Here is a 15,347-nt window from a genome sequence, read left to right on the forward strand (position 1 = left end):
GCTAGGCGGCCTGGTTGTGGCCAGGAAGGGCTGCGCCGTGGCCGAGGCGGCGGGTGAGGACCGCGATCGGGGCCGGGCGGGCCGCCGGGACGCGCGTCCGGGCCAGCCAGACGATGTCGCGGCCGAACGACCAGACCAGCGACGTCAGCGCGAAGACGACCGCGGCGAACGTCCACGCCACCGGCAGGATCTCCGACACCGCGACCACCAGCACCACGCCCTGGACCGCGGCCACCGTCTTGCGCGCCATGCTCGGGTACAGCGGCGCCGTCAGCCACGGCATCGCCCAGGAAGCCGCGACGAACGCGTAGCGCATCAGGCCGATCGCCAGCACCCACAGGCCGAGCTTCTCCGACACCTGGACGCACAGCAGCAGGATCAGGAACGCGTCGATCTCCATGTCGAAGCGGGCGCCGAACTCCGACGACGTCCCGGTGCGGCGGGCGACCTGGCCGTCGACGCCGTCCAGCGCCAGGGCGACGGCGATCAGCGCGACCAGCCACGCGATCGGCTGGTGGGCGTCCGCGATCAGTTCCGCGGCGCAGCCGACGAGCGTCGCCCGGGCGAAGGTGATCCAGTCCGCCGGGCCGAAACTCGCGCGGCCGGTGCGTCGCAGGCCCCAGCCCGTCAGCAGCACCAGCGCGAGGCCGAACACGAGCCCGGTCGCCCAGGCGATCGGCGCGAGGCCACCGGCGACGGCCCCGGCGGTGAGCACCCACGCCGGCACCGCCGCGCGTAGGAGAAGTCCCTGCTTGATCATCGTCCGCTCCGCGAATTGCTCATAGGGTGGCGGCGACACCAGCCTCCGGTCGCCTGCTAGGAGAAACACGTGGAACGCGCTTTCTGGGTTCAAAAGCCGGGCGAAGGCGAGATCCGGCCCGTGACGCTGCGCGACCCCGGACCGGACGAAGTCCTTGTGCGCACGCTGTATTCGGGCGTCTCGCGCGGCACCGAGACCCTCGTGTTCCGCGGCGGCGTCCCGGCGAGCCAGTACGACGTCATGCGCGCGCCGTTCCAGGACGGCGAGTTCTCCGGCCCGGTGAAGTACGGCTACCTCAACGTCGGCGTCGTCGAAACCGGCGAACTCCGGGGCAAGACCGTCTTCTGCCTCTACCCGCACCAGACCGCGTACGTCGTCCCGGTGAGCGCCGTGACCCTCGTGCCCGACAACGTCCCGCCCGGCCGCGCGATCCTCGCCGGCACCGTCGAGACCGCGGTCAACGCCGTGTGGGACGCGCGGCCGCGGCTCGGTGACCGGATCGCCGTGATCGGCGCCGGGATGGTCGGCGCCGGCGTCGCGAAACTGCTCAACGGCTTCCCCGCGACGCGCGTGCAGCTCGTCGACGTCGACCCGCGACAGAAAGCGATCGCCGACGCACTCGGCGTCGACTTCGCGACGCCGGAAGCGGCGCTGGGCGACTGCGACCTCGTCGTCCACGCGAGCGCGTCCGAAGCCGGCCTCGCGAGGGCGCTGGAGCTGCTCGCGACCGACGGCGAGGTCGTCGAGCTGTCCTGGTACGGCGACCGGAAGGTCAGCGTGCCGCTCGGCGAGAACTTCCACTCGCGACGGCTGACGATCCGCAGCAGCCAGGTCGGCACGGTCGCGCGCCCGGACCGCGACTACGCGCAGCGGCTCGGCGTCGCTCTCGATCTTCTGGCCGATCCGGCGTTCGAGGCGCTGGTCAACGGCGAATGCGCGTTTGACGACCTGCCGTCGGTGTTACCCCGGTTGGCCACGAATGAACTTTCCGCCCGCTGTCTCCGTGTCATGTATCAGCCGCAGTAACCACGTCCACCCCGAACGCATCGGAGGTCTTGGTGTTCAGCATCACCGTCCGTGACCACGTGATGGTCGCCCACAGCTTCCGCGGAGAAGTCTTCGGACCCGCGCAACGCCTGCACGGCGCGACCTTCGTGGTGGATGCCACCTTCCGCCGCACCGACCTCGACGAGGACAACATCGTCGTCGACATCGGCAAGGCCACGGAAGAGCTCGGGGCGGTGCTGAGCGACCTGAACTACCGCAACCTCGACGACGAGCCGGTGTTCAAGGGCATCAACACCTCGACCGAGTTCCTCGCGAAGGTCGTCGCCGACCGCCTCGCCGACGCGATCCACGCCGGGCGCCTCGGCGAAGGCGCGCGCGGGCTCGAAGGCATCACCGTCTCGCTGAAGGAATCGCACGTCGCCTGGGCGAGTTACGAGCGTGCGTTGTGAACGCCATCTACGTGATCTTGCCGGGTGACGTCGACGACCCGGCCGTCCCGAGCGGCGGCAACGTCTACGACCGCCGGATGTGCGACGGCCTCACCGCGGCGGGCCTCGACGTCCACGAGATCGCCGTCGGCGGCAGCTGGCCGCGGCCGGACACCGAGGCGCGCGCGGTCCTCGGCCACCTGCTTTCGGCGCTGCCCACCGGCTCCGCCGTGCTGCTCGACGGCCTGGTCGCGTGCGGTGTGCCCGAGGTGATCGTCCCGCAGGCGCGCCGCCTGTCGCTCTCGGTCCTGGTGCACCTGCCGCTGGCCGACGAGACCGGCCTGCCGCCCGCGCTCGCCGCCGAGCTGGACGCGCTGGAACGCGACACGCTGCACGCCGCGAGCTCGGTCGTCGCGACCAGCGAGTGGGCGGCGCGGCGGCTGATCCGCCACCACGGCCTGGCTCCGCACCGCGTCCACGCCGTGACGCCCGGGGTCGACCCGGCGCCGCTGTCGATCGGCACCGACGGCATGTCGCGCCTGGTCTGCGTGGCCAACGTGACCCCGCGCAAGGGCCAGGGCGTGCTCGCCCAGGCCCTCGAGACCGTCGCCGACCTGCGCTGGACCTGCGAATGCGTCGGCGGGATCCGCCGGGAGACGAAGTACGTCGAGCGGCTGCGCGAGCACCGCCTCGGCGCCCGCTTCACCCTCACCGGCCCGCGGACCGGCCCGGCGCTCGCCGCGACCTACCACTCCGCCGACCTGCTCGTGCTGCCTTCGCGCGCCGAGACGTACGGCATGGTCGTCACCGAAGCCCTCTCCCGCGGCGTCCCGGTGCTGACCACCGAGGTCGACGCGCTGCCCGACACCCTCGGCGTCGCGCCGGACGGCTCGGTGCCCGGGATGCTCGTGCCGGGCGACGACGTCGAAGCGCTCGGTGCCGCGCTGCGCCGCTGGCTGACCGAAGCCGACCTGCGCAAGCGTTTGCGCACGTCGGCGCAGCTGCGCCGCGAGACGCTGACCGGCTGGGACGCCACCGCGCGCCGGATCGCCGAGGTGCTGCAGCGGCAGGAGGCGGCCGCATGAGTACCTATTCGACGGAGTGGCTGAGCCTACGGGAGCCCGCCGACGCGGCGGCCCGCGCGCCCCAGCTGCTCGAACCGCTGCGGGACTACCTGCCGGACGACGAAGAGGTCGTCATCCGCGACCTCGGCTGCGGCACCGGCTCGCTTGGCCGCTGGCTGGCCGCGCGCCTGCCCGGCACCCAGCACTGGATCCTGCACGACCACGACACCGCCCTGCTGGCCCACGCCCAGGCCGGCCTGCCGCGGACCGCGCTCGACGGCAGCCCCGTCGACGTCGTCACGGAGCAGCGCGACGTCACGGCGTTGCGCGCGCCGGATCTCGACGGGACGTCGCTGGTCACCGCGTCCGCGCTGCTCGACCTGCTGACCAAGGACGAGGTCACGGCGCTGGCCGGCGCGATCGTCGGGGCCGGCTGCGCGGCGCTGCTGATGCTCTCGGTGGACGGCCGCGTCGAGCTGTCGCCCGCCGACCCGCTCGACGACGAGATCGCCGCCGCCTTCAACGCCCACCAGCGCCGGATCACCGGTGGCCGCCGCCTGCTCGGCCCGGCCGCGCTGGACGTCGCCGCGACCGCGTTCGGCCGGCTCGGCGCGACCGTGGTCCGCGCGGCCAGCGCCTGGCGCCTCGGCCCCGGCCAGGCCGAACTGCAGCAACAGTGGCTGCGCGGCTGGGTCGGCGCCGCTGTCGAGCAGGTCCCGGACCTGCTCCCGGCCGCCGACGTCTACCTGCAGCGCCGGCTGGAAATGGCTCAGGCCGGCGAGCTGCACGCGGTGATCCACCACGGCGACCTGCTGGTCCTGCCGCCGAGCCTGGAGGTGGCGGCGTGAAGCGCGCGCTGGCCTGGCTGCGCATCCTCGCCGCCGTCGGCATCCTCGCTGTGCTCGTCTGGCAGCTCGGCAGCGGCGCCTTCCTCGACGGCCTCGGCCGGATCGACACCGTCGGCGTGGTGGCCGCGCTCGGCATCGGCTTCGCGACGACGCTGTTCAGCGCGGGCCGCTGGCAGATCGTCGCCACCCGGCTCGGCCTGCGGCTTTCGCTGCGGACCGCGGTCGGCGACTACTACCGCGCGCTGTTCCTCAACGGCGTGCTGCCCGCGGGCGTCCTCGGCGACGTCCACCGCGCGGTCCAGCACGGCCGCGAGTCCGGCGACGTGCCGCGCGGCGTGCGCGCCGTCGTCCTCGAACGCACCGCCGGGCAGGTCGTCCTGATCGGCTCCGCCGTGACCGTCGTGCTGGCCTGGCCGGGGGTCGTGCCGGGCGCGTTCCGCGAGGTCGTGACGCTCTGCGGGGTCGTGGTGGTGCTGCTCGCGGTCGCCGCCGCGGTGATCGGCCGGACGGTCGGCGGCCGCTGGATCCACAGCCCGTCGAAGGTGCGCCGCGGTTTCGCCGCCACGCTCGCCGACGTCCGCCTGGGCCTGCTGACCCGCGAGACGTGGCCCGCCGTCGGCTTCCTGTCGGTCGCGACGCTGGCCGGGCACCTGGCGCTGTTCGTCGTCGCCGCCCGCGTCGCCGGGGTGGCCGCGCCGGTCGGGCAGCTGCTGCCCCTGATGATCCTCGCGCTGCTCGCGATGGGTCTCCCGCTCAACGTCGGTGGCTTCGGCCCGCGCGAAGGCGTCTGCGCCCTGCTCTTCGGCGCGGCCGGCCTCGGCGCCGCCCAAGGTGTCACCGTCGCCGTCGTCTACGGCGTGCTCTCGCTGGTCGCGAGCCTGCCCGGCGCCGGTGTCCTGCTCGTCCGGAGCGTCGCCGGGTTCCGCCTGGCTCGCGCTCCGCACGCCGGAACCGTCGTCCCCGCCCCGCGCAAGGCGGCCGACACCGGGATCGAATCGGAGATGGGAATCAAGTCATGACCGCAAGCGAAGCCGTCGAAAACCTGCCGCACCGGGCCGTGGTCGAGCGGGTGGTCGAGACCCGGCTGCCGACCCGGCACGGCCTCTTCCGCGCGGTCGGCTACCTGGACCGCAGCGGCACCGAGCAGGTCGCACTGGTCTACGGCGAGATCGCCGAGCTGGGGACGCTCACCCGCGTGCACAGCGAGTGCCTCACCGGGGACGTCTTCGGTTCGACGCACTGCGAGTGCGGCGACCAGCTGGCCGCCGCACTCGACCGGATCGTCGAAGAGGGCTCGGGCGTGCTGGTCTACGTCCAGGGCCACGAGGGCCGCGGTATCGGCCTGCTGGCGAAGCTCAAGGCGATGCGGCTGCAGGACGAGGGCCTCGACACGGTGGACGCGAACGTGGCGCTCGGCCTCCCGATCGACGCCCGGGACTACCACGCGGCGGCCGGCATCCTGCAGGACCTCGGCGTTCGCTCGGTGCGGCTGCTGTCGAACAACCCGGCGAAGGTCGAACAGCTCACCCGCTACGGAATCCGGATCAGCGAGCAGGTTCCGCTGCTGGTTCCGCCGAATCCGGAGAGCCTGCGGTACCTCCGGACCAAAGCCGAACGCATGGACCACCTGCTCCCGCACCTGGACCAGGCGTTCTCAGCCGCCAAATAGCTCCAGGACGGCGGCGAAGCGCTGGACCAGCGTGTCCAGCACGACGTGCCCCTTCGCGGCGGTCGCCAGCGACGGCCGGCCGACGACGCCCGACTCCGTGTACGCCCGCAGGCCCAGCGTCAGCAGGTGCTCGCGGTCGGTGACGTGGTCGGCCGTCTCGTAGCCGGTCCGGACCAGGTGCGGGTGGGCGTGCAGCAGGATCGACGTCTCCAGCTCGCCCGCGTGCATGTCGTCGTCCAGCGACGTCCGCAGGCCGGCCGCGGTGTGCGCGGCCTGCCAGTCCGCGACGCCGGGGAACAGCGCCATCGACCCCTTCGACTCCTGGACCACATTGGACAGTACGTAGTTGCCGCCGTGCCCGTTGACCAGCACGAGCCGGTCCACGCCGGACGCTTCGAGCGAGTCCGCGACGTCCGTGACGACGGCGTGCAGCGTGCGCGCGGAGACGCTGACCGTGCCGGGCCACGCGGCGTGCTCGTGCGAGCAGGAGATCGGGAGCGGCGGCAGGTGCAGCACGGGGTACGCGTCGGCGACGGCCTTGGCCAGCGTCGCGGCGATGACGGTGTCCGTCACCAGCGGCAAGTGCGCGCCGTGCTGCTCGAAGCTGCCGATCGGCAGCACCGCGACCGCCGCCCGCCGCCGCTGCTCGTCGGCCGTGGTCGCGAGCGGGAACAGGTCGGTCATGGCGCACCCCTTCTCTATGTTGGTGGCATGAGCGAGCATGCCGCACTGCTGGACGTCGCGCGCGAAGCCGTGGCGAAAGCGACCGCGATCATCCGGTCGCGCCCGAGTTTTTCCGTTTCCGCGAAAGGTGATCGCGACCTGGTGACCGACGTCGACACCGCGGTCGAGGACGCGCTGCGCGAGTTCCTCGCCGCCGAGACGCCGGAGATCGGCGTCCTCGGCGAGGAGCGCGGGCGCAGCGGTGACGGCGGTGATCGCTGGTGGGCGCTCGACCCGATCGACGGGACCGCGAACTTCGCCCGCGGGATTCCACTGTGCGGGATTTCCCTGGCGCTGGTGGACGGCACGCAGAGCACGGTCGCGGCGATCACGCTGCCGTATCTGGGCGTCACCTACACGGCCGCGGAAGGCGAAGGTGCGTTCGCGAACGGGGAGCGCGTCCGCGCGTCCGCCGCGACCGAGATGTCGGACGCGATGATCGCCGTGGGTGACTTCGCGATCGGGGAACTCGCGGACGAGAAGAACCGCGCCCGGCTGTTGCTCCTTTCGGACCTCGGCGCGCGGGTGCAGAAGATCAGGATGTACGGCAGCGCGGCGATCGACCTGGCGTGGGTGGCGGACGGAAAGCTCGACGCAGCACTGATTCTGGCCAACAAGCCGTGGGACACGATGGCCGGCGTGCTGCTGGTGCGCGAGGCCGGCGGCGCCGTCGTCGACCGCGACGGCAGCGAGCATTCGGTCGATTCCACGGCCACGATCGCCGTCGGTGCCGGGCTGCGCAAGGAGATCGTGGACGCGCTTGATCGTGCCCATGGGGTTGTTCGTTAAGATTTCCGGGTACACGGTGGGCAGCGCCACGTGCGTGATTGCACTGTCCGCGCAAGGTTTTCGGTTACGTTGGTACCGGTCGGCGGATGAGCCTGGCATGCTGGCCGGATCTCGTCGGCCGCTTCGGAGAATGGTGGATGCTCGTGGAAAGTCGCCGGATCCGCGATCGGTACCGGCTGATCGAGCCGATCGGCGGCGGCGCGATGGGCACGGTGTGGCGCGCGCAGGACGAGCGGCTCGACCGCACGGTGGCGATCAAGGAACTCCTGCTGCCGCACGACCACGACGAGGACCGCACCGAAGAAGCGAAGAACCGCGCGATGCGCGAGGCGCGGATCGCGGCCCGGTTGCAGCATTCCCACGCGATCACGGTGTTCGCCGTCCTCGAGGAAGAGGACCGGCCGTGGCTGGTGATGGAGTACCTGCCGTCGAAGAGCTTCGCCGTCCTGATCCAGGAGGAACCGACCTCCGTCGACGACGCCATCCGCGTCGGCGCCCAGATCAGCTCCGCGCTGGCGGGCGCGCACCGCGTCGGGATCGTCCACCGCGACGTCAAGCCGGCCAACATCCTGGTCTCCGACGACGGCACGGCGAAGATCACCGACTTCGGCATCTCCCGCGCGATCGGTGACGTCAAGCTCACCGCCACCGGCGAGATCGCCGGAACGCCCGCGTACCTCGCGCCCGAGATCGCCCGCGGCGAGGACGCGAGCTTCGCCGCCGACGTCTTCTCCCTCGGCGCCACGCTGTACGCCGCCGTCGAGGGCTCGACGCCGTACGGCACCTCGGACAACCCGATCGCCTTGCTCTACAAGGCGTCGAGCGGGGAGATCGAGCCGCCGGTCAAGGCCGAGCGGCTGACCCCGCTGCTGCTGCGGATGCTCGCCCCCGAACCCGCCGAGCGGCCGTCGATGGACGAGGTCGAGCGGGAGCTGCGGGCGCTGCTGACGGACGAGGAGCCGGGGGAGGCCGTGCTCGCGGCGACGATCCCGGAGGCGCCGGCCGCCATGCCGGCCTCGGCCGTCATCCCGCCCCCGCCGGGCGAGGTCGCCGCGGTGTCGCCCGGCGCGCGCAAGGGCATGATCGCCGTCGGCGCGGGCGCGGCGCTGCTGTGCGTCGCGGTCGTCGTGGCGATCCTGCTGGTCGTGCGCCAGAAGCCGCCGCAGGACAACGCCGCGCCGCCGGCCTCGCTCGCGCCGTCCACCTCGGCTTCGGCCACCACCTCGGCCTCGCCGTCCCCGACACCCGCGCCCACGTCGGCGCCGCCGACGTCGGCGCCGCCGACGTCACCGACGATTTCGACGGTGGCTTCCGCGAAGAACGCCGCCGACGCGCTCAACTCCTACTACCAGTTGCTCCCGGGCAACCCGGCGGAGGCGTGGAAGCTCCTGACCGCCCACTTCAAGACGTCGCGCGGCCAGACGTATGAGACGTACACGCGCTTCTGGGGCCGGTTCAAGTCGGTGACCGCCAGCGGCGTGAAGGAGGTCGGGCTCAACAAGGTCACCGCGCACGTCGCCTACGACGGCGGCCAGGCCGAGAACGACACCTTCACCATGGTCCAGGAGAACGGCGTCTGGATGATCGACGGACAGGGCTGAACCGACCCGGTGCCGGCCACGTGTGACAGATGAGCCGTCATCGTCGTCGACCGCGCCTGGAGGTAGCCGTGTCCGTTTCCACCGCCCTGCCCCGGCGTCCGCGATGAGGCCCGCCGACCCGATGGTCTTCATCCTCCCGGCCGCGCCGCCGGGCAGCGACACCTACGACAAGCGCATGTGCCAGAACCTGCCCGCCGTCGGGCAGCCGGTGCTGGAGCTGCCGATCGCCGGCGACTGGCCGGAGCCCGACGCGACGGCTCGCAGACGGCTCGCGCGGTCGCTCATGGCGCTGCCCGACCGCACGGTGGTGCTGCTGGACGGCATGATCGCGGCCGGCGTCCCCGAGATCGTCGTCCCCCACGCGAGACGGCTGCGGCTGGCCGTGCTGGTCCACCAGGCCCTCGCCGACGAGCCCGGCCTCGACCCGGCGCGCCGCGCGGAGCTGGACGCGTGCGAGCGCGAGACGCTGCGGATGGCCGGCATGGTCGTCGCGACCAGCCCGTGGCTGGCCCGGCTGCTGATCGACCGCCACGACCTGGACCCGAGCCGCGTCTACGTGGCGAAGCCGGGCACGGACGCGGCCCCGCTGGCCGCGGGCGCGGACGGCGTGTCCCGCCTGCTGTGCGTCGGCGACGTCACCCGCCGCAACGGCCAGGACGTGCTGGTCGCGGCGCTGGGCGAGGTCGACCACCTGGCGCTGTCGTGCGTCTGCGTCGGCTCGCTCGAGATGTCCCGGGGTTACGTCGACGAGCTGGGCTGGTCGATCGAGCGCCTCGGCCTCGGCGGCCGGATCACGCTGTCCGGCGACGCGGTGGACCTGGGCGCGGCCTACAACGCGGCGGACCTGCTGGTGATCCCGTCGCGCGGAGGCGCGTCGGGCATGTTCGTGGCGCAGGCACTGGCCCGCGGCATCCCGGTGCTGGCGACAGAGGTGGGCGGGGTCTACGACGCCCTGGGCGTCGACGCGGACGGCGAGATGCCGGGCCTGCTGGTCCCGCCGAACGACCCGTTCGCCCTGGCGGACGCACTGCACCGCTGGTACGCGGACCCGGAGCTGCGCCGATCACTGCGCACGGCGGCGCTGGGCCGGGGGAGCGCACTGGAGGAATGGGACGTCGCGGCAAGACGGCTGACGCAGGTGCTGTCACGGCTGGCGTCGGAGCCACGCATCGTCGCCTGACCCTTTGTGGTGCGGTCGCGAGGTCCGAGGCCGAGCGTTCAGCAGGTGCCGGTCGCCGCACAGCTTGGGCGTCATGACGACGGCGAAGGCCGGCATCGCGCTATTCGTCCAGCGCGATCTTGGCAGTCCGCCGATACCGCGTGGCGGGGTTCCGGACGTTGATTTCCGTAGTTTCGACCAGACCTTCGCTCCGCAGGATGCGCAGCCATCTGGACACGGTCTGGTCCGTGAGACCGGTGGCTGCCGCCAGTTCCAACCGGGACCGTTCGCCGGTGGTGAGAGCGTCCAGGATTTCCCTACGGCGATCGGCTCGCCGCTGAGCGGAACCCGTGGTCGTGGTCGAACCGGGTACGAGCGCCGGTGCGAGCCGGTACCTCGCCCAGCGTCGATTCCCGGTCTGCACCACGAGCTCGCGAGCGATGAGATCACCCAGTTCTTGGGTGGCCACTCGAGAGTCGACCCGCGTTTCCGTCCGGTAGCTCTGGTTGTCGAGGTAGCCGCCGTCCCGAAGAATCGCGAGTCCGACGCATTGGCTCTCGGACAGTCCGTGTTCGCCCAGCGAGTTGATCCACTCGATCGTCTCGTCCCCGAGCAGCGTGTGGTTGGGGAAGGTGACGCTGAAGGTGCTCACGCGACTCTTGAACTCCGGCAGGCTCATGCGTGCGAGCCGAAGAGCGTTGATCATGGTGCGGATCCCGGAACCGCGGTTCTCGCAGATCGCGTGCGTGCCGCCCGGCATCGGCACGTCTTCCAGGATGCGCAGCAGGCCGGCGTTTCTCGCCGACGAGATACCTTCTTCGCCCAGCTGCTCTTCCGTCACCGGACCGAACAGTCCGCCGGGGTTCCGGATCGTGAGGCGATCGGGGTACATCTCGACCTGTACCTGGGTACCTCGTGCATCCGGCGACAGGTCGCGGTGGACGAGGGCATTCACGATGGCCTCGCGGAGCGCCGCCTCGGGGTACTGCCAGCTGTCCGCTCGCCCGGCTCCGTGCACGACTGATCGTCTCGTCATGTTCTTCCGGACGGCGAGCAGCGCATCTCGGACGATCACCGGTATCGGTCCTTCGGCCACGACGTTGTCGACGAAGCGTTCGCCCGTCGCGGTGTTCGCGCCGTCCGGAGTCGGGTAGTGCACGAAGGTCAGCATGAGCTGAGGAAAACGCTCCTGCGGATACCGGCCGAGAGCGAGGAGCCCACCCACGCTGGCGACGTCAGCGCCGTTCTCGTCGAGAACCAGCACCTTCGCCCGTCTCAACGCGGAGACGTCGTCGAGTTCGCTGAACGCATAGGGACGGCGAGTGCGAAGCCGCGTCATCAGGGCCTCGACCAGCGTCGGATCCAGATCGTCGAGACCGGTGCCGGGAACAGGAGCCTCGTCCTCGTGCGGTTGGCCCCGGTTCGCGAGCAGAAGCTGGACTTCGTAGCTGGTGAGCTTCCGATCGCCGTCCCCGACCCGGACGAAACTGCCTTGGCTGATTCCGGCGCCTCGGCTGAAGCAAGGCTTCCGATTCGGCGGTAGTTCAGGAACCTCGGCGACAAGGACACGAACGCCTTCGAACTCGTGGATGCCGATGTGCGGTCGAAGAGGTGGTTCGATGTCGGTCGCGCACATGGCGCCCAGATCCGATGACATCTTCGCCGGGTCGGACAGTCCGGTCGGTTCGAAGCCGGCCTGTTCGTCCAAGCCGAGTATCAAGGTGCCGCCGCGGGTGTTGGCGAACGCCACGAGCGAGTCGCGTGCCGAGCGGGGCAGACCGCCTTCCGCTTTCTTGACCTCGACATCGGAGACGTCGCTGCCGAGGACCCGAAGGTTTTCGACGATCTCCGTGAGCTCCTGATCCTGCACCTGCTGCTCCGTCACGCCGGCGACATATCAATTGACATGCTAGTTCGCATGCTAGTTAGTATGTTGCACGGGGTAGCGGATGACTACTGAGCGCTTCCCTGGCGTGGCGGAACGGTTCGCCGGTGCCCCGGCGAACCGAACCGTCACGCCAGGGTGAGCGCGTAGATCTCGATCCGCGGGTCGTTCGGCAGGCTCACCGACTGCAGTGTCTTGCCACCGTCCAGTGCGGCCGAGATGCCGAACAGCCGCACCGCCGGCCCGTCGATGCCGCTGCCCGCCTTGATCCGGTGCGGCATGTCCAGCACCACCGGGCTGCCCGCGCCGGCCCAGTCGCCGAACGTCGCGGCGAGGGCGGCGCTCGTGCCGTCCGTGTAGTGCGCGGTCAGCGTCGTCGTCACCGGGCCGTTGTGCGACGACCCGACCAGCCGCAGCGCCGCGTGCGGCCCGGCCGGGAGCAGCAGCGACTGGCCCCGCGCCTCGACGAAGTTCGACGCGGTTCCCGACGCGTCCGGCGCCGCGTACGTGACGCCGTCCCAGGTCACCGGCCCGGCCGCCGGCAGCAGCGCGGCGTCGTAGCTCCAACCGCCGCCGTCGAAGTTGCCCTCGGACGACGCGGCGACCGTCGCCGTGCCGTCGTGGTTGTAGTCGCGGCCGAGGTCGACCGCGCACTGCGTCCCGGCGGAGGCGCACGCCGACGGCGTCCGGACCTCGATCGACACCGAGCGGGAAACCGTGTTCGCGCCCAGCCCGGACGCCTTGACCTGCACCGGGTACGTCCCGGCGGCGGTGCCCGCGGGCACCGTCACCGTGATCGGCACCGTCTTCGACGTCGGGAGCCGCCCGGACCAGATCACCTGGATCGGCTGGACCTTCGTCTTCCACCCGGCCGGCGCGGTTGCCGTCACGGTCACCGGCTGCAGCAGCGGGTTCTGCGCGACGACGTCCAGGTCGAGGTGCACCTGCTGCGCCGCGCCGGACGGGATGACCACGGACGTCTGCCGCAGCGACGCGTCGACGTGCCGCCGCAGGTCACCGACGGCGTTGTTCACCGACGGCGGCTGGGCACCGGCCGAAGTCCCCCACGAAGACGGCTTCGACCCGAGCTTGTGGTTCAGCGTGCCGCCGTGCGCCAGGGCCGGCCAGTCCAGCGACGTCTGCCGGACGTCGCGGCCGTTGAGCGACACGCTCTGGACGTACCGGTTGGTGTCGCTCGCGCCCGGCGCGTTCACCGTGAGCGTGCCGCCCTGCGACCGGCCGTACTGGCCGATCCGGACGGTCGCCGAATCGAACTGCGGGCTCGACACGGCGAGGAAGTTCGCGCCGCTCATCGTCGGGTACAGCCCGAGCGAGGAGAAGACGTACCACGCGGACATGGTGCCGAGGTCGTCGTTGCCGGTCATGCCGTCCGGGCCGGTGGTGAACAGCGTCATCGCCGCGCGGACGACCGTCGCGGTCTTCGCCGGCGCGCCGACCCAGTTGTACATGTACGGCGCGAGCAGATCGGGCTCGTTGTTCGGGTTGTACGTCGGCTTGCCGTAGTAGTCGTACGGGCTGGCGATCCAGTCGTTGCGCGCGGTGCCCGCCGGGTCCGTGAGCAGCTTGTCGTAGACGAAGAACGAGTCGAGCCGCTTCTCCGTCGCGGGCTTGCCGCCCATCAGCGAGACGAGCCCGGCCGGGTCCTGCGGCACGAGCCACTGGTACTGGTAGGCGCCGCCCTCGTGGAACTGGTGGTCGGCGTCGACCGGGTTGTACGGCGTGAGGAAGGTGCCCTCGGTGGTCCGCGGGCGGAACGCCTGCGTCGAGGAGTCCCAGAGGTTCTTGTACCACTGGCCGCGGTCGGCGAACATCCGCGCGTCGGCCTGGTGGTTCAGTCCCTTCGCCATCAACGCCAGTGCGGCGTCGGCCGCCGAGTACTCCATGGTCGCCGACGCCGGGTGCTCGCAGTCGTTGTCGCCGCCCTTGGCCGCGCAGTCGGTGCCGAGCGTCAGCCCGCTCGGGATGTAGCCGCGGTCGTTGTAGTAGTTGACGCCGGAACGCCCGTTGTACGGCGAATCGGCGGGCGGCGTGCTCGTCGCGTTCTTCTTGAGCAGCGCGTACGCCTCTTCTTCGTGCCCGGCGAGCAGGCCCTTCGACCACGCCTCGACGAGGAACGGCGTCACCGGGTCGCCGGTCATGATGTTGGTTTCGCTCTCGGCCAGCGCCCAGCGCGGCAGCCAGCCGCCGTCCCGGCCGATGGCGACGACCGACAGTGCGACGTCTCGCGCGACCTGTGGTTCCAGCATTTCGAGCAGCTGGTTCTGGGGCCGATAGGTGTCCCAGAGGGAGAAGTTCTGGTACGGCGTGTAACCGGCGGCAGTGTGCACCTTGGCGTCGAATCCGGTGTACGTGCCGTCGGTGTCGCCGGCGAGGTTCGGGTGCAGCTGCGAGTGGTAGAGCGCGGTGTAGAACGCCGTTTGCCGCTCGGTGGTGCCGCCGCCGATCTTGATCGCGCCGAGCCGGTCGGCCCACTGCTGGTGCAGCGCGGCGCGGGTGGCGTCGAAGTCGTAGCTGTCGTTCGTCTCGGCCGTGAGGTTCTTCCGCGCGCCGTCGAGCCCGGTGTAGGACAGCCCGACCTTGAGGACGACGTCGTGGTCGGTGGTGGCGTCGAAGCTCGCCCAGGCGCCGTTGCCGCCGGTGCCCGCGGCGTCGCGGCTCGCGGGCGTGCGCGTCGAGCCGCGCCAGGTGCCGTAGGAGCTGAACGGCCGGTCGAAGGTGGCGGTGAAGTAGACGGTGTGCTCGTCGTGCCCGGCGCAGAACCCGCCGGCGCGCACGCGGCCTTCGAGGGTCCGGTCGCCGACGACGTGGATCTCGGAGTCCTTGACGGACTGGTTGGCCTGGCCGGTGTTGAACAGGACGTTCGCCTGGCCGGTCGAGGGGAAGGTGTAGCGCTGCCAGCCGGTGCGCGCGGTCGCCGTCAGCTCCGCGTTCACGCCGTACTTCTGCAGGCCGACGCGGTAGTAGCCGGGCTCGGCGTGCTCGTCGTCGTGGCTGTAGGTGGACTTGTAGGCGTCTTTGTCAACGTTGTCGACGGCGCCGGTGGTCGGCATGATCGGCAGCTCGCCCATCACGCCGCAGCCCACGCCGGACAGGTGCGTCTGGCTGAAGCCGTAGATCGCGTTCTGCAGGTAGTCGTACCCACCCTGCCCGCCGGTGTCGGGGCTGACCTGCACCATGCCGAACGGCGCGCTCGCGCCGGGGAAGGTGTTGCCGAAGTTCTGCGTGCCGACGAACGGGTTCACCAGCGACACCGGATCGGCGGGCGCCGGCGCGGCTTGCGCCACGGCGGGGGCCAGGCCGACGACCACCACCCCCGCGGCCACCGCGGCGGCCAACCGTCTGCTCTGCGACCACATGGGCGCACCTCCCAAGAGATGACAACGTTGTCAGAA

The 15,347-nt window shown here is 71.3% G+C and carries 13 protein-coding genes; 9 read left to right on the forward strand and 4 right to left on the reverse strand.

Annotation, left to right across the window (positions count from 1 at the left end):
* Window position 1: 1 nt before the first annotated feature.
* Entirely contained in the window at window positions 2-760 is a 759-nt protein-coding gene (locus ACLJQZ_RS03440) for a CDP-alcohol phosphatidyltransferase family protein (protein ID WP_410618497.1), read from the reverse strand.
* Window positions 761-829: 69 nt separating this feature from the next.
* Between ACLJQZ_RS03440 and ACLJQZ_RS03445 the strand changes: the two genes are divergently transcribed.
* From ACLJQZ_RS03445 to ribA, 6 genes are read left to right on the forward strand one after another with little or no spacing between them, the layout of a single operon-like run.
* Window positions 830-1,786, forward strand: a complete 957-nt coding sequence (locus ACLJQZ_RS03445) for a zinc-dependent alcohol dehydrogenase (protein WP_410618498.1) — start codon at window positions 830-832, stop codon at window positions 1,784-1,786.
* 32 nt (window positions 1,787-1,818) lie between these two features.
* Window positions 1,819-2,217 carry a 6-pyruvoyl trahydropterin synthase family protein gene (locus ACLJQZ_RS03450; protein ID WP_247058211.1) on the forward strand — a complete coding sequence of 133 codons (399 nt, stop codon included), beginning with the start codon at window positions 1,819-1,821 and terminating at the stop codon, window positions 2,215-2,217.
* Window positions 2,214-3,281 (forward strand): glycosyltransferase family 4 protein, encoded by a 1,068-nt coding sequence (locus ACLJQZ_RS03455; RefSeq protein ID WP_410618499.1) that lies wholly within the window; start codon window positions 2,214-2,216, stop codon window positions 3,279-3,281. Before ACLJQZ_RS03450 ends, ACLJQZ_RS03455 begins: the two co-directional genes overlap by 4 nt.
* Window positions 3,278-4,108: a methyltransferase domain-containing protein gene (locus ACLJQZ_RS03460; RefSeq protein WP_410618500.1), complete on the forward strand. Its 831-nt coding sequence runs from the start codon at window positions 3,278-3,280 to the stop codon at window positions 4,106-4,108. Before ACLJQZ_RS03455 ends, ACLJQZ_RS03460 begins: the two co-directional genes overlap by 4 nt.
* Window positions 4,105-5,127 (forward strand): lysylphosphatidylglycerol synthase transmembrane domain-containing protein, encoded by a 1,023-nt coding sequence (locus ACLJQZ_RS03465; RefSeq protein WP_410618501.1) that lies wholly within the window; start codon window positions 4,105-4,107, stop codon window positions 5,125-5,127. Before ACLJQZ_RS03460 ends, ACLJQZ_RS03465 begins: the two co-directional genes overlap by 4 nt.
* The gene (gene ribA, locus ACLJQZ_RS03470; RefSeq protein WP_410618502.1) at window positions 5,124-5,777 is read left to right on the forward strand and encodes a GTP cyclohydrolase II; all 654 of its coding nucleotides are present in this window, start codon (window positions 5,124-5,126) and stop codon (window positions 5,775-5,777) included. The genes ACLJQZ_RS03465 and ribA overlap by 4 nt, the downstream gene beginning before the upstream one ends.
* On the opposite strand, the gene ACLJQZ_RS03475 is transcribed toward ribA, so the two are convergent.
* Window positions 5,763-6,461 (reverse strand): creatininase family protein, encoded by a 699-nt coding sequence (locus tag ACLJQZ_RS03475; RefSeq protein ID WP_410618503.1) that lies wholly within the window; start codon window positions 6,459-6,461, stop codon window positions 5,763-5,765. The genes ribA and ACLJQZ_RS03475 overlap by 15 nt on opposite strands.
* A 27-nt stretch (window positions 6,462-6,488) precedes the next feature.
* Between ACLJQZ_RS03475 and ACLJQZ_RS03480 the strand changes: the two genes are divergently transcribed.
* The 3 genes from ACLJQZ_RS03480 to ACLJQZ_RS03490 all read left to right on the forward strand — a co-directional run bounded on the left by ACLJQZ_RS03480 (window position 6,489) and on the right by ACLJQZ_RS03490 (window position 10,070).
* Complete coding sequence (locus ACLJQZ_RS03480; RefSeq protein WP_410618504.1) at window positions 6,489-7,289, forward strand: inositol monophosphatase family protein; 801 nt, start codon at window positions 6,489-6,491, stop codon at window positions 7,287-7,289.
* Window positions 7,290-7,426: 137 nt separating this feature from the next.
* Entirely contained in the window at window positions 7,427-8,890 is a 1,464-nt protein-coding gene (locus ACLJQZ_RS03485; protein WP_410618506.1) for a serine/threonine-protein kinase, read from the forward strand.
* Window positions 8,891-9,011: 121 nt separating this feature from the next.
* The gene (locus ACLJQZ_RS03490; RefSeq protein ID WP_410618595.1) at window positions 9,012-10,070 is read left to right on the forward strand and encodes a glycosyltransferase; all 1,059 of its coding nucleotides are present in this window, start codon (window positions 9,012-9,014) and stop codon (window positions 10,068-10,070) included.
* A gap of 100 nt (window positions 10,071-10,170) precedes the next feature.
* Here ACLJQZ_RS03490 and ACLJQZ_RS03495 read toward each other — a convergent pair whose 3' ends face one another.
* Window positions 10,171-11,934, reverse strand: a complete 1,764-nt coding sequence (locus ACLJQZ_RS03495) for an ATP-binding protein (protein WP_410618507.1) — start codon at window positions 11,932-11,934, stop codon at window positions 10,171-10,173.
* Between the two features lie 128 nt (window positions 11,935-12,062).
* Window positions 12,063-15,311: a GH92 family glycosyl hydrolase gene (locus ACLJQZ_RS03500; protein WP_410618508.1), complete on the reverse strand. Its 3,249-nt coding sequence runs from the start codon at window positions 15,309-15,311 to the stop codon at window positions 12,063-12,065.
* Window positions 15,312-15,347: the final 36 nt, after the last annotated feature.

This window comes from Amycolatopsis sp. cmx-8-4 (assembly GCF_046548675.1).
Taxonomy (GTDB): Bacteria; Actinomycetota; Actinomycetes; order Mycobacteriales; family Pseudonocardiaceae; genus Amycolatopsis.